Source organism: Streptomyces triticisoli, assembly GCF_003270085.1.
Taxonomy (GTDB): Bacteria; Actinomycetota; Actinomycetes; order Streptomycetales; family Streptomycetaceae; genus Streptomyces; species Streptomyces triticisoli.
Window position 1 is genome coordinate 1 of sequence record NZ_QFDQ01000132.1, and the last position, 13,618, is coordinate 13,618.

13 protein-coding genes and 2 pseudogenes are annotated in these 13,618 nt (G+C 73.0%); 11 read left to right on the top strand and 4 right to left on the bottom strand.

The annotated features are described in order from the left end of the window. Positions 1–55: 55 nt before the first annotated feature. Positions 56–1,996 (bottom strand): DUF1996 domain-containing protein, encoded by a 1,941-nt coding sequence (locus DEP02_RS18955; protein ID WP_232839184.1) that lies wholly within the window; start codon positions 1,994–1,996, stop codon positions 56–58. A gap of 530 nt (positions 1,997–2,526) precedes the next feature. Here DEP02_RS18955 and DEP02_RS18960 point away from each other — a divergent pair. The 8 genes from DEP02_RS18960 (at position 2,527) to DEP02_RS18995 (ending at position 9,198) form a co-directional block, all read left to right on the top strand. Then, positions 2,527–4,170 (top strand): multicopper oxidase family protein, encoded by a 1,644-nt coding sequence (locus tag DEP02_RS18960; RefSeq protein ID WP_112468887.1) that lies wholly within the window; start codon positions 2,527–2,529, stop codon positions 4,168–4,170. 181 nt (positions 4,171–4,351) lie between these two features. After that, entirely contained in the window at positions 4,352–4,564 is a 213-nt protein-coding gene (locus DEP02_RS18965; RefSeq protein ID WP_112468888.1) for a ferredoxin, read from the top strand. Then, positions 4,554–5,948 carry an NAD(P)/FAD-dependent oxidoreductase gene (locus DEP02_RS18970; RefSeq protein ID WP_112468889.1) on the top strand — a complete coding sequence of 465 codons (1,395 nt, stop codon included), beginning with the start codon at positions 4,554–4,556 and terminating at the stop codon, positions 5,946–5,948. Before DEP02_RS18965 ends, DEP02_RS18970 begins: the two co-directional genes overlap by 11 nt. Positions 5,949–6,002: 54 nt before the next feature. Continuing rightward, the gene (locus DEP02_RS18975; RefSeq protein WP_112468890.1) at positions 6,003–7,259 is read left to right on the top strand and encodes a cytochrome P450; all 1,257 of its coding nucleotides are present in this window, start codon (positions 6,003–6,005) and stop codon (positions 7,257–7,259) included. 118 nt (positions 7,260–7,377) lie between these two features. After that, positions 7,378–7,584, top strand: a complete 207-nt coding sequence (locus tag DEP02_RS18980; protein ID WP_112468891.1) for a hypothetical protein — start codon at positions 7,378–7,380, stop codon at positions 7,582–7,584. Positions 7,585–7,624: 40 nt separating this feature from the next. Then, positions 7,625–8,101 (top strand): hypothetical protein, encoded by a 477-nt coding sequence (locus tag DEP02_RS18985; RefSeq protein WP_112468892.1) that lies wholly within the window; start codon positions 7,625–7,627, stop codon positions 8,099–8,101. A gap of 93 nt (positions 8,102–8,194) precedes the next feature. After that, positions 8,195–8,647 (top strand): hypothetical protein, encoded by a 453-nt coding sequence (locus DEP02_RS18990; protein ID WP_112468893.1) that lies wholly within the window; start codon positions 8,195–8,197, stop codon positions 8,645–8,647. 161 nt (positions 8,648–8,808) lie between these two features. Beyond that, positions 8,809–9,198, top strand: coding sequence for a hypothetical protein (locus DEP02_RS18995; protein ID WP_112468894.1), 390 nt, complete (start codon positions 8,809–8,811; stop codon positions 9,196–9,198). 102 nt (positions 9,199–9,300) lie between these two features. On the opposite strand, the gene DEP02_RS34855 is transcribed toward DEP02_RS18995, so the two are convergent. The 3 genes and pseudogenes from DEP02_RS34855 to DEP02_RS35700 form a co-directional block, all read right to left on the bottom strand. Further along, complete coding sequence (locus DEP02_RS34855; RefSeq protein ID WP_232839185.1) at positions 9,301–9,501, bottom strand: hypothetical protein; 201 nt, start codon at positions 9,499–9,501, stop codon at positions 9,301–9,303. A 1-nt stretch (position 9,502) separates the two neighbouring features. Further along, on the bottom strand, positions 9,503–10,786 hold the full coding sequence (locus tag DEP02_RS19000; RefSeq protein ID WP_232839186.1) for a thiamine pyrophosphate-dependent enzyme: 1,284 nt from the start codon (positions 10,784–10,786) through the stop codon (positions 9,503–9,505). A 46-nt stretch (positions 10,787–10,832) separates the two neighbouring features. Further along, positions 10,833–11,081 (bottom strand): annotated as a pseudogene (locus tag DEP02_RS35700) (thiamine pyrophosphate-binding protein); the annotation flags it as partial. A gap of 217 nt (positions 11,082–11,298) precedes the next feature. Here DEP02_RS35700 and DEP02_RS19010 point away from each other — a divergent pair. The 3 genes and pseudogenes from DEP02_RS19010 to DEP02_RS19020 all read left to right on the top strand — a co-directional run. Next, positions 11,299–12,459, top strand: coding sequence for an acyl-CoA dehydrogenase family protein (locus DEP02_RS19010; protein ID WP_112468895.1), 1,161 nt, complete (start codon positions 11,299–11,301; stop codon positions 12,457–12,459). After that, entirely contained in the window at positions 12,456–13,313 is an 858-nt protein-coding gene (locus tag DEP02_RS19015) for a phosphate/phosphite/phosphonate ABC transporter substrate-binding protein (RefSeq protein WP_112468896.1), read from the top strand. Before DEP02_RS19010 ends, DEP02_RS19015 begins: the two co-directional genes overlap by 4 nt. Next, positions 13,310–13,618, top strand: a pseudogene (locus DEP02_RS19020) (ferritin-like domain-containing protein); the annotation flags it as partial. The gene DEP02_RS19015 and the pseudogene DEP02_RS19020, both read left to right, overlap by 4 nt.

Here is a 13,618-nt window from a genome sequence, read left to right on the forward strand (position 1 = left end):
CGGCAGGACCGTGGAACCGGTCCTGCCGCCGCCCCTCTTCACGGCCCGTGGAGCGTCACATGGCGCCGCGCCTGATCCGGCGGAGCAGGACGAAGCCCGCGATCACGAGCACAGCTCCGGCGGCGGCCGGCCACAACTGGGCTCCGGTCTCGGCGAGGCCGCCCTTGACGGCCTGCGGTTCGGTCTGCGCGCCTGCGGCCTGGTCGTTGCCACCGGGAACCGGCGTCTGGGTGGGCGTGCCCACCTCGCCGCCGCTCGCGGGCGCGGCGCCCGTGGTGTCCTCCGCGGCCGGACGGGAGACGTCGGCCTTGGGTTCCACGGTGCCGGGAGCGGTGGAGGAGCCGCCGCGCGCCGGCTCCTCGGCCGGCTCCGCCGACTGCTCTCCGCCCTCCTTGCGGTCCTTGCCGTCCCTGCCGTTCTTGCCGCCCGCGCCGTCGTTGCCTCCGGCCGGCGCCTCGACCGTCCGGGTCGGCTTGTCCTGGGGGTTCTGGGGGTCCTGCGGCTGCTGCGGCTGCTGCGGCTGCTCAGTGGGCTTGGAACCCTGGCCGGTCCCGGAACCGCACTGCCTGCCGCTGTTGATGCAGTCGACCATCTGGCGCATCAGGTCCTCGTCGAAGACGTTGATGAAGTCGCCGTGGTCCGTGACCGGCTTGTGCAGCTGCTCGGGGAAGGAGTCCACGGCGAACAGCGGAGTGGTCCTGCCACCGTCCTGCAGGCTCGGCGCGTCGACGTCGTAGACGATGCGCTGCACCAGCTGCGGGATGGCCCGGAAGCCGTCCGGGCAGTTGCCGTCGGCGTCGGCGAACGCCACGTGCGCACGGTGGTTGGCGCTGTCGGCGTTCCGGCCGTCCCAGCAGCTCTGGAAGTTGAAGGTGCGCACCACGTCGCTGCCCTGCGGGCACAGCGGGTACTTGTCCTTCAGCTGCCGGTCCTCGAACCCGGTGCAGGACCAGGAGGCGTTGGCGTTGGCGGGGCCGTTGACGAACGCCTTGGCGTCGCCGGTGATGATGCGCAGGAAGCGCGGCATGGCCGTCACCTTGCCGCGCGGGTTGCCCTCGAAGGACAGGGTGACCTGCTTCGGCGTCACGATCCTGCCCGCGTTGCCCTCGATCCCGCCGCCGGGGGAGTTGGCGTCCCGCTCCTGGGTGCCGTCCTGCAGGCGCAGCACGGGCCAGTAGTAGGTGGACCTGTCGCCCTTGTCCTCGCAGGTCGTGTCGCCCTCGGCCAGGTCCTGGTCGCTGGCGAAGGCGTTGTTGGCCTGGTTGCCGATGTAGTCGTGGAAGTGGTGGGCGCCGTTGGTGACGCCGGGGGCGACGATCACGTTGTCGGAGTTGAACAGGCCGTTCTCATTGACTCCGCAACGGGAGGCGAAGGTGCCGCGGGAGGCGTCCGCGTCCTCACGGGGCTTCCGCACGTTGGGCTGCACGGTGGTGATGTCCACGTAGTCCGCGGCGACGGGGCCGTTGCCGGCCTGCCCGCCGTTGCCGCCCTGCTGCCCGTCCCCTTGCTGACCCTGGTCCTGGCCGTCCCGGCCCTGGTCCTGGCCGGACTGCCCGCCGCCGTCCTGGTTGCCGGCGTCCCGCAGGGTGCAGGCCGCGAGGTCGTCGAGTCCCTCCGGGCGGTCCCCGGCACGGTCGATCGCGTCCGCGATGCGTCCGATCGTGCCGGCCCGTTCCTCCTTGAGCGGATTCATGATCGTGCTCTCGACGGCACCGGCGTCCAGCCGGCCGTCCTGAGCCGCGCTCTGCACCTGCTGGTACGCCTTGGCGATCTGCTGGTCCAGCGCCGCGAGTTGTTCGTCGACCGTCGCCCTGGCCTCGTCCGGCACCGCGGTGAGCCGGGTGCCGACGTCCGGGCAGTCGATCGTGGCGCCTGCCGCCGCCCAGTCCTGACCGGAGTCCGTCTTCTCGACGGACTGCCCGCTCAGGACTCCTTCGGTGGCGGAGGCATACACGTTGGCCACCATCAGCCCGCCTCCGCCCAGGATGAGCGCCATCGCCCCGAGCGTGGCGCGTCGCGGACCTGTGGGTCGTCTGCGCGTGTTGCGTCTCACCGAAGTTCTCCTACGCATCGTTCCGGGCATGGGAATCCCCCCGTCCCGTACGGAGTCGAGCGCGGGGATGTTCAACGGCCCCACGAATTCATGGAGATCTCATGACGCATGGACCGGGGACGGCCGGCCGGACCCACAAGACGAAAGCCCCACTCCCATGACGGAAGTGGGGCTTGTCCACGAGCGCTGGGCAGGCCTTGCACCTGCATCTCCCCGCAGGAAGCGGGGCGTCTTTCCTTGGACGACCAACGCGCGGCCGAACGCCGGGAGTTCCGGCGACCTGCTCAAGATCGATCATAGCCCACACGCACGGATCCGGCATGTCGCCGCGCTGGCCGGGGGCCCGTCAGGAGGCATTCACCTGTCCGGTGGAGCACCCGGCACCTCGCTTCCGGAATTTCGGTTGCCGAGATCACCAGACGCGCCGCCCCACTTCTCCCACATGTCGGCACAAAACGTGTGTTATTCAAGTCATGCACACATATACGCGGCGTACCTTGCTCAGTACCTCGCTCACGGCTGCCGCCTCAGGGCTCCTGACCGCCTGCTCCGGGGACGGCTCCCGTCCGGAGCCCGGCCCGCACTCGGAGTCCGCGCGGAGCTCGGGGTCCCGGCGGGGCTCCGGGACCCTCGACGGTGTCCGCCCGTTCGTTCCCAAGGGGCCCAAGGGGTATGTGAACCCGTCCGACCCGGAGGTCCTGGCCGCCGAGCGGGAGCGCGGATCCGGACGGGTGCGCAAGTTCAGGTTCACCGCCAAGGAGACCTCGGTCGACCTGGGTGGAAAGACCGTCAGGACGTGGGCGTACGGCGACTCGGTGCCCGGCCGGGCGATCCGGGTCACCGCGGGTGACATCCTCGACCTCACGCTCGCCAACCACCTGCCCGTGGGGACGACGCTGCACTCGCACGGGGTGCGCCTGCGCTGCGACATGGACGGCGTACCGGGCCTGACCCAGGAGACCATCAAACCCGGGGCGGAGTTCAACTACCGCTTCGCCGTGGCCCACCCCGGCACGTACCTGCTGCATTCGCACCAGGGCATGCAGCTCGACCGCGCCCTGTACACACCGCTGATCATCGACGACCCCAGGGAGCCGTTGTCGTACGACAAGGAATGGCTCGTGGTCCTGGACGACTGGGTGGACGGCGTGGACGGCTCCACTCCGGACGCCGTCCTCGCTCAGCTGCAGAAAGTCAAAGGCCCCGTCCCCAAGGACATGCACATGGGCGGCGGTTCCGGCCACCACGGGCATTCGGCCCCGTACGGCAGCGGCGGCCCCGACCGCGTCCTGCGAGGCGCCCTCAGCAGCATGCTGCAGGGCATGAGCGGCAATGTCGACTACCCCTATTACCTGGTCAACGGCTGCGTCCCGCATGCTCCGTCGGTCTTCCGGGCCCGTCCCGGCGACCGCATCCGGCTGCGGATCATCAACGCGGGCGCCGACACCGCCTTCCGGGTGGCCCTGGGCGGCCACGAGATGACGGTGACGCACACGGACGGCTATCCGGTCGAGCACCGCACGACGGACGCGCTGCTGCTGGGCATGGCGGAGCGCTACGACGTCATCGTCACCGCCAAGGACGGGGTGTTCCCGCTGGTCGCTCTGGCCGAGGGCAAGAACGCCCGCGCGCTGGCCGTGCTCAACACCGGAAGGTCGAAGGACCTTCCCGAGCCCTCCGTCCGCCTCGACGAGTTGGACGGGCGCATCGTCCTGGCCCCCCGTCTGGTCCCCGACGACTCGGTGGCCTTCGCCGACCGTGAGCCGGACCGCGAGATCCGGATCAAGCTGAGGGGCAACATGAAGTGGTACGACTGGAGCTTCGACGGCAGGCCCTACTCGGTCGAACAGCGCCATCCGGTCCGTCAGGGCGAGCGGGTCAGGATCGTCTTCCTCAACCGCACCGGCATGTGGCACCCCCTGCACCTGCACGGCCACACTTTCGCCCTGACCGGCCCGAAGGACGCCGGCGCCCGCAAGGACACCGCGATCGTGCTGCCGCAGCAGAAACTGGTGGTGGACTTCTACGCCGACAACCCGGGCCTGTGGATGCTCCACTGCCACAACCAGTACCACTCCGAGTCCGGCATGATGACCAACATCGGCTACCGCAAGTGACCCGGGCGCCGCCGCCCGCGGGCGGTTCGCCGCGCCCGGCGGGGGCCGTCACTCCTTCGGCGGGTCCTGGCGCGCGGGCAGGGCAGCGGGGCTTCGATGCTGGCGTGGGATGACCGCCGTCCGAGGGTGCCCGCCGAGCGGGTGGTCCCGAGGACCTGGCCGCCGGAAGGGCGGATCGCCGATGAGGCTTGTCGTCGACCTCAACAAGTGCCAGGGATACGCGCAGTGCGCGTTCCTCGCGCCGGACGTGTTCACGATGCACGGCGAGGAGTCGCTCGTCTACAACCCGCGGGCCGGCACGGAGCAGCGGGAGAAGGTCGCGCGTGCCGTCGCGGCCTGCCCGGTGCAGGCGATCACGGTGGAGGGGCTGCGGGAGGCGTCCGATGCCGGGTGAGGAGTTCCACGAGTGGCTCCGGCGCGAGGGACGGATCGTGATCGTGGGTGCCTCGCTGGCGGGCCTGACGGCGGCCGAGTCGCTGCGCGCCGGGGGGTTCGCCGGATCGCTCACCCTGATCGGTGACGAGCCCCACGAGCCGTACGACCGTCCGCCGCTGTCCAAGGCGGTGCTGCTCGGCAGGGCCTCCCCCGAGCACACCGAGCTGCCCCGGCGCCGGGAGATCGACGCGGCCTGGCGGCTCGGGGTCGCGGCGACCGGGCTGGACATGGCGGCCAAGCGGGTGCGGCTGGCCGACGGCGAGGAGGTGCCCTACGACCGGCTGCTGATCGCGACCGGGGTGCGCGCCCGGCCCTGGCCGAAGGAGGAAGAGGCCCGTCTGGACGGGGTCTTCGTGCTGCGCACCCGGGACGACGCCGTACGGCTGCACCGGCGGATGGCGGCCCCGCCGCGGCGGGTGTTCGTCGTCGGTGCCGGTTTCACCGGGTCGGAGATCGCCTCCGCCTGCCGGGATCGGGGCATCGCGGTCACCGTGGCCGAGCGCGCGGACGGGCCGCTGGTGGGCGCGCTGGGCGGGGTGGTCGGCGCGGTGGCCGCGGAACTGCACCGTGACAACGGGGTGGACCTGCGCACCGGGGTCATGGTCACCGGCCTGGAGGGGGACACGACGGGACGCGTGCGGGCCGCCCATCTGTCCGACGGAGGTGTCGTCGAGACGGACGTCGTGGTGGTCTCGCTGGGCGCGACCCGCAACACCGACTGGCTGGCGGGCTCAGGGCTGGGCGCCGGGCCCCGCGGCATCGCCTGCGACGCGGGGTGCCGGGCCTTCGACTTCCGGGGCATCGTCACCGACGACGTCTTCGTCGCCGGTGACGTCGCCCGCTCCCCGCATCCGCTGTTCGGCTATCAGTTCCTGTCACTGGAGCACTGGGGCAACGCCGTCGCGCAGGCCGAGGTGGCCGCGCACAACATGATCAGCGCCAGCGCCGACCGGCGCCCGCACCTGTGGGTGCCCGCGTTCTGGTCCTCGCAGTTCGGCGTGAACATCAAGTCGGTCGGCGTGCCGACCATGGGCGAGGAGATCATGATCACCCAGGGGTCGCTCGCCGAGCGGCGGTTCGTCGGGGTGTACGGCCACCGGGGCCGGGTGATCGCGGCCGTGAGCTTCGACAACACGCGGTGGCTGGAGTTCTACCAGCGGCAGATCGAGACGGGCGCGCCGTTCCCGGTGGAGTACCGGACGGTGGACCGCCGGCCCGAGGGACGCAAGCCGGTGCCGGCCGACTTCCCCGACCCGTCGCTGCCGACGCACGGACCGACCGTGACACTCAGCGGCTACTCCCCGGCCGACCGGCGTCTGGTCTTCACTCCGGCCCGCCACTGACCGGCGCGTCCCCTGCCCGGCCCTCCCCCACCCAGACCTTCCCAAGGACCCGTCATGACGCAAGCCCCGCTCCTGCGCCGTATCACCGACCACTCAAGTCGCGCCGACCCCTATCCGCTGTACGAGGAGCTCCGCCGGACCCCCGTGCTGCACGAGGAGGAGGGCGGTCCGTACGTCGTCAGTTCGTACTACGACATCCTGGGCCTGCTCCACGACCCGCGGGTCAGCTCCGACGCCGCCAACCTCGCCGCCGCGGGCGACGACGAGCTGTCGGGGCCGGAGGCCACGGGGCTGCCGCCGAGCTTCCTCCGGCTGGACCCGCCCGAGCACGACCGGCTGCGGCGGATCGCCAACAGCTCCTTCGGTCCGCCGCACCGGCCGCGCCGGATCGACTCGATGCGCGGGGAACTCGCCGGGATCGTCACCGGACTCGTCGACGGCTTCGGCGACGCCCGGCAGATCGACCTCGTCGACCAGTTCGCCTACCCCTTCCCGGTGACGGTCATCTGCCGGCTGCTCGGGGTGCCGCGCGAGGACGAACCGCGCTTCCGCGGCTGGGTGGACCCGGTCGTCGCCGCCCTGGACCCGGACACGCGGCAGGGCGGCGACGCCGGGTTCCGGCGCACCGTGCAGGAGGCGCGGATGCAGCTGGGCATGTATCTGGCCGGACTGGTCGAACAGCGCGCCAGGGAGCCTCGCGACGACATGCTGTCCGACCTTGCGGCCGGTCACGGCCCGGGTGGGTCCATGTCGACGATGGAGGTGCTCAGTACGGCGGTGCTGCTGCTGATCGCGGGGCACGAGACGACGGTCAACCTGATCGCCAACGGCATGCTCACCCTGCTGCGCCACCCGGAGTGCCTGCACCGGCTGCGCGAGGATCCCGGACTGTCCGTCAGGGTCGTGGAGGAGCTGCTGCGTTACGAGCCGCCGGTGCAGCTGGTACCGCAGCGCACCTGCATCGCCGACATCGAGCTGCGCGGGGTCACGATTCCCAGGGAATCGAGGATCTGGCTGGTCCTCGCCGCCGGCAACCGGGACCCGGAGCGCTTCCGGGACCCCGACCGGTTCGACCCCGACCGCGAGGACCTCGAGCACCTCGGTTTCGGCAGCGGCATCCACATCTGCTTCGGCGCGCCGCTGGCCCGCCTGGAGGCGCAGCTCGCGCTGGCCGAGCTGGCCCGCCGCCTGGACGGCCCCCGCCTGGTCGAGGACCCGCCGCCCTACCGCTCGAACGCCGTGCTGCGCGGCCCGCGCCATCTGCACGTCGCCGTCGACGCGGTACGTCCGAGCGAGGCGGTGTATTTCTGACACCGACACCCACCGCGCCGTACTTGAGGTGAATTGCCGGAAAAAACTTCTGGACATATTCATAAACTTGGACAAAATGGTAAATGTTCGTTCAGCGACTTCGAGGAGCCGCACCCGTATGGCGCACGGAGCCCCCCACAGCCCCACTCCGCCTCCCCACCCCGACCTGAGTCTGGCTCGCGACTGCGAGCACTGCCTGGGCTGGGGGACCATCGTCACCCACGACGGTGACCACGAACTGTGCGGCACCTGCCAGTCGGGGCCGGACGACGACCCGCCCGCCGATACCGCCGTACGAGTGGTGCGCCGCTCGCCCCGGTCGTAGCGTCGTTGACGAGGCAAGGCGTCGTCGGCCGGGAGTGAACATGGGCGAACAGTCAGTGAGGACAGCGGTCACGCTCTGTGCCGCAGGGTTGCTCGTCGTGGGCATGGGTACGGCATCCGCCGCACCGGCGGCGTCCCCCACGAACGCGCACCCGGCGCACGCCGTGCAGCGGCCGAAGGGGAAGCCCGTACTCGTGGACTGCTTCTTCAAGCCCCGGACCCGCCCCGACGCCTTCATCCTCGCCTGCGGTGACGGCAACAGCCGTCTGTCCTCGCTGCACTGGTCGCAGTGGAACGGCCGGTCCGCGGTGGCCAGGGGCCTCAACTTCGTCAACGACTGCAAGCCGTACTGCGCGGCCGGCAGATTCCACTCGTACCCGGTGATCGTGCGGCTCGACCGCCCGGAGCCCTGGAAGAAGCGCCCCCACACCCAGCGCTTCACCCGCCTGAGCCTGGTCTTCCCGGCCGCGCGGCCGGACGGCTACCAGCGGGTGGAGACCTATCCCCTCTGGAACTGAAGGCGTCCACGCTCCCGCTCACCTGTTTCAGTGGCGGTGCCACGGGGAAACCCGGGGGGCTCGTCCCGGCTCATCACCGAGGGAGCGCCCTGTATGCACTCAGTGACCAAAGGCCTGCTGGCCGGCGCCGCGGGCACGCTCGCACTGGAACTGGCCACCTACGGCGACATGCTGCTCCGCGGCCGTGGGTCCAGTGGAATGCCGGCCCAGGTGGCGGAGCGTCTCGCCGACCGCGCCCGGGTGCCGCTCGGGGAGGGCGAGGAGAAAGGCAACCGCACCCAGGCGGCCGGCGCGCTGCTCGGATACGCCGCCGGTCTGGGCACGGGAGCGCTGTACGGGCTGCTCCGGCACCGGCGGGCACCCCTGCCGAACTGGGCGGCCGGGCCGGTGCTCGGCGCCGCGGCCATGGCGGGCAGCGACGTCCCGGCCACCGCCCTGCGGGTGACCGATCCCACCTCGTGGGACCTGAAGTCGTGGGTGTTCGACGTCGTACCGCATCTGGTCTACGGCCTCACCACCGCCTCGGTGTACCGGGCCCTGCGCTGAGCGGGCGGATCGCGAGGCAGCGGACCCGGCCGGCTCCCGGCGGCGGCCGGATCCAGCGCCATCCGGCCGGCCGACACCACGTCACCCCCACCGGGTGTTTCGTCATTGGCTTCCGCGGCAACTCGTACATGTTCAGGAACGTACCGTGACCGGGGGTCCCGATGTGGCGGCGCAAGAAGCGGGTACGGCCGGCTCGGCCACTGCCGTTGGAGTTGTGCGACCTGTGTGGTGCGACCTTCCCCGAGGACGAGGCGGTGCGCGGTTACGTCCCCGACTCCTCCGCCGTCCATCCCACCCACGACTGGTTCGACGGCCTGCGCCGTGTCACCGCCTGCTGTGAGGAGCACCTCGCCGCGGTCCGGGAGGAGTACCAGGGCCGTGAGTTCGTGCCGGAGGAGCTGTGGGCCGCGAAGATCGACCGCGCCCTGAGCGGCAGCACCCGGTTCCTCACGATGGAGCAGCTCGGCTGCCGTACCGGCCTGCAGGAGCCCCAGATCCGGCGTGCCGTCACCTGGCACAACGCGCACCTGGGGCAGCGGCCCGAGCCGTGAGCGTCCCGGGCCGGACCAGGGGGGCGAGCAGGGTCCGGCACGCCGTCGGTGCCAAAACCGCGTCCGTCGCCGTCCGCCCGCAGGGGTGCGCGTCCTCGCCGGTCAGACCGTGCGGAACAGACCGCCGACCGCCGCGGCGATCCTGCGCCGCAGGGTGCGGCGCGCGATGCCGGGCAGGAACAGCCGTTTGACCTCTCCCACGCCGATGGCCGACGCCCAGTCGGGCGGGGTCTCGCCGTCCACGACGAACTCCAGCAGGACCGGGCCGGTGGACCGCAGGGCGCCCTCCCAGACGGAGGCCACCTCACCCGGGTGCGCGCAGCGCACGCCGGGCAGGCCGAGCAGCCGGGCGTAGCTCCGCGTAGGACACCGGGGGCAGCTCGCCGGAGGAGGCGAGGAGGGGGTCCCCGGCCTCGCTGCGGCGCTCCCAGGTCAGCCGGCTGCGGTCGCCGTTGTTCAGGACGCAGAACACCAGCGGAGGCGCCTGGGCCAGCCGCCGCAGATGCCGCCGGACGGTGATCAGCTCGTTCATCCCGTTCGACTGGAGGGCTCCGTCGCCGACCAGGGCGACGACCGGACGGTCGGGGAGGGCCAGGCGGGCGGCCACCGCGTAGGGCACGGCGGCTCCGGGCGTGCCGAGGTGGCCCGAGAGGGAGGCACGCATGCCGGTGCGCAGTTCCAGGTGCCGTGTCCACCAGTCCAGGGCGGAACCGGAGTCGGTGACGACGACGGACCGGTCCGGCAGGCGCGCGGACAGCTCGGCGACGACGGAGCGGGGGTTGACCAGGCCGCCGAAGAACCGCGACGCCTCCCGGCGGCCCTGAGCCCGCCACTGGCCCACCGCCCGTTCGACGTCCGCGCGCCACCGGCGGTCACGTTTGCGGCGCAGCAGCGGAACGAGCGTGTCCAGCGCGGCGGTGACGTCCCCGGTCAGCCATACGGGCTCGGACGCGCCGCGGACCGCCGGCCGCGCGGAGACGTCCGGGTCGGCGCTGACCACGCGCGGGCCGCGGCCCGGCAGCAGACGCCCGGCGAAGTCCTCCGCTCCCACCAGGAGCAGCGTGTCGCACTCGCGCAGCAGGGCGGCGGCGACCGCGCTGCCGGACGGAGCCGCCACACCGGTGACGCAGGGCAGACCGTCGGGCAGGACGTCGCGGCCGAGCGGTGTCTTGGCCACTCCCGCGCCCAGCAGTTCGGCCGCACCGACCACCTGGCCGGAGGCGACCGCGCCGCCGGGCCCCACCACGACCGCGACCCTGTGCCCCTCGTTCAGGACGGCCGCCGCCCGCCGCACCTCCCGCTCGCCCACCTGCCGTACCGGCGGGCGGAAGTCGACGGGGGCGTCGGCCGGCCGGTCCTCGTGCGCGGGTTCCGGTGCCGCCTCGGTCCGCAGGACCGCTCGCGGCACGATCAGCGTGGCGACGCCCCGGTCGGTGAGCGCGGCGCGTGCCGCCCGGTCCAGCGCCTCCCGCACCTGCCCCGGCTCGGACACCACTTCGCAGAGCGCGGACACGTCCGCGAAGAGCCGTACCGCCGGGACGACGCGCCGCCGGGCGTCCGCGTCCGGGGAGGGCCGGTCCTCCCCCACCAAGGGCCACCACCGGCTGCCGGTCCAGCGCGGCGTCGTACAGGCCGCTGAGCAGATGCAGGGCACCGGAGCCGGCCGGGGCGAGGCAGCAGCCCGGCCGGCCGGTGAACTTGGCGTGGGCACAGGCCATGAGCGCGGCGGACTCCGCGTGCCGGGCCTGGACGAACTCCGGGCCGTGGCGCTCGTCGCCGAGCGCGTCGGCCAGGGCGTCGACGTCCGGTCCGGGGACGCCGAAGACCCGGTCCACCCCCCACGCCCGCAGGCGTGCCGCGATGAGCTCACAAACGCCGGCCACGTGGACCTCCCGCAGCTGGGAGCCGAGGATCGCGGCACCGGGTAGCCCGCCCCCGCACCGTCAAACCGCCGGTGATCACCGCGGGCCCCTCACCCAGCCATGGGCCGATCATCATTCTTTCGTGCGTGCGGGCGTGCGCTCCCCCGTACGCGGTGCCGGTCCTGGTTGGGTGACCCACAAGCAACCGGACATCTCCGCCCATCCGCGAGGGAGCCCCATGACCGCATCCGCCGAGGCCCCGCCGGCCCTCGTCACGGACGAGCGCTTCGAGGCGGTGCTCCGCGAGACAGTCGAGCCGCTCGCCGGCGAGGTGGACCGCGCCGGCCGGTTCCCGGGGGAGGGCGTGCGGGCCCTGGCCGAGGCCGGGCTGCTGGGACTGCTCGGTTCCCCCGAGGACGGCGGGGGCGGCGGCGACCTGCGGCAGGCGGCCGGTGTGGTGGAGCGGCTGGCCGGCGCGTGCGGGTCCACGGCCATGGTCCTGCTCATGCACTACACGGCCGTCACCGTCATCGACCGGTACGGGCCGCGGGACGTGCGCCGGGCGGTCGCCGAGGGCCGGCACCTGAGCACGCTGGCGTTCTCCGAACGCGGATCGCGCAGCCACTTCTGGGCGCCCTGCGGCACCGCGGCCGAGGGGCGGCCGGGCACGGTCCGGCTGGACGCGGAGAAGTCGTGGGTCACCTCCGCCGGGGAGGCCGACAGCTACGTGTGGTCCAGCAGGCCGCTGCGGGCCGAGGGCGTCATGTCGCTGTGGCTGGTGCCCGGCGGCAGCGCGGGACTGCGCGTCCGGGGCGAGTACGACGGCTTCGGGCTGCGCGGCAACGGCTCCAGCCCCGTCACCGCCACGGGCGTGCCGGTGCCCGGGACGGCCCTGCTGGGCGTGGACGGCGAGGGCCTGGACACGGCCCTGAGCCTGGTCATGCCCGCCTTCCTGGTGCTGAGCGCGGCCTTCTCCCTCGGGGTGGCCGGCACGCTGCTGGACCTGACGGCCGAGCACCTGCGGGGCAGCCGCCTGGAGCACCTGGACCAGACCCTGGCGCAGCAGCCGACGGCCCGCCAGAGCTATGCCCGGCTGCGGCTGCGCGCCGATGCCGCCCGCTGTCTCCTGGACGACACGCTCACCGCGCTGACCATGGACCGCCCCGACGCGTCACTGCGAATGCTGCAGGTCAAGGCGTTGGCTGCGGAGACCGCCGCGGAGGTGGCGGACGGCGCCATGCGACTGTGCGGCGGGGCTGCCTTCCGCCGGGAGATGGGTGTGGAGCGGCGGTTCCGTGACGCGCTGGCGGCGCGGGTGATGGCGCCGACCACCGAGACCCTGCACGACTTCTGCGGCCGGGTCGGCCTGGGGCTGCCGCTGTTCGAGGAGGCCCGGTGAACAGTCCGCTGCTCCTGGGCGCCGTGGCCTACGACCCGAAGGTCGTCACCATCTGGTCCGGTTTCCGTTCCTGGCTGCGCCGGCACGATCTGCCGCTCGACTTCGTGCTCCACGCCCACTACGAGCGGCAGGCCGAGGACCTCGTGCACGGCCGGATCGACGCCGCCTGGCACTCCCCGCTGGCCTGGCTGCGCACCCGCCGGCTGGCGCGGGCGGCGGGTATGCCGGTGCGGCCGCTCGTCATGCGGGACACCGACCGGGACCTCACCTCCGTGGTCGTCGTCCGGACCGACGCGCCGATCGGTGCCGTCGCCGACCTCAAGGACCGGGCCGTCGCCGTCGGCGCGGTCGACTCGCCGCAGGCGACCCTGCTGCCCCTGCACCACCTGCGGGAGCTCGGCCTCGAACCCGGCGTCGACTTCCGGGTCGTACGCCACGACACCGGGGTGGGCCTGCACGGCGACCACATCGGCGGCGAACGGGACGCGGCCCGCGCCCTGATGGCCGGCGAGGTGGCGGCGGCCTGCATGATCGACGCCAACCACCTGCTGTTCGGCCAGGAGGGCACCCTGCCTCCCGGCGCCACCCGCCTGCTGACCCGCACCGCCCCCTTCGACCACTGCGTCCTGGCGGCCGGGCCGTCCCTCGACCCGGAGCTCGGCGAACGCCTCACCGCGCTGCTGCTGTCGATGTCCGCCGCGGACCCCGAGGTACGCCATCTGATGGACCTCGAAGGGCTCACGCGGTGGCTGCCCGGGCGGGAGAGCGGGTACGGCGCCCTGACGGCCGCGGTGGACGAGGAGGGCTTCTACGACGCGGACGGCCGGGTCACGGCCACCGGCTACCGTCCGTGACCGCCGGGCCGCCACCGCCCGGCACGCCCCTGCTCGACCTGGCCGGGCTCGGCCTCGACCGGGGTGCCCACCTGCTGCTTGACCGGGCGCTGCGCGCACTGCCGCCCGGCGGGTGCCTGGCCGTGTGCGGCACCGACCCGGCCCTGGTCGCCCACCTGGCCGTCTGGTGCCGCCGGGAGGGCCACTCCGCGTCGGCCGCGCCGCCCGGTGACGCGCCGGTGCGGGCGTACGTGGTGCGCGGGACCGGAGGGGCCGACCGGCTGCGGGGCGCCGAGCGGGCCGGGGACCCGCGGGCGGGGCAGGTG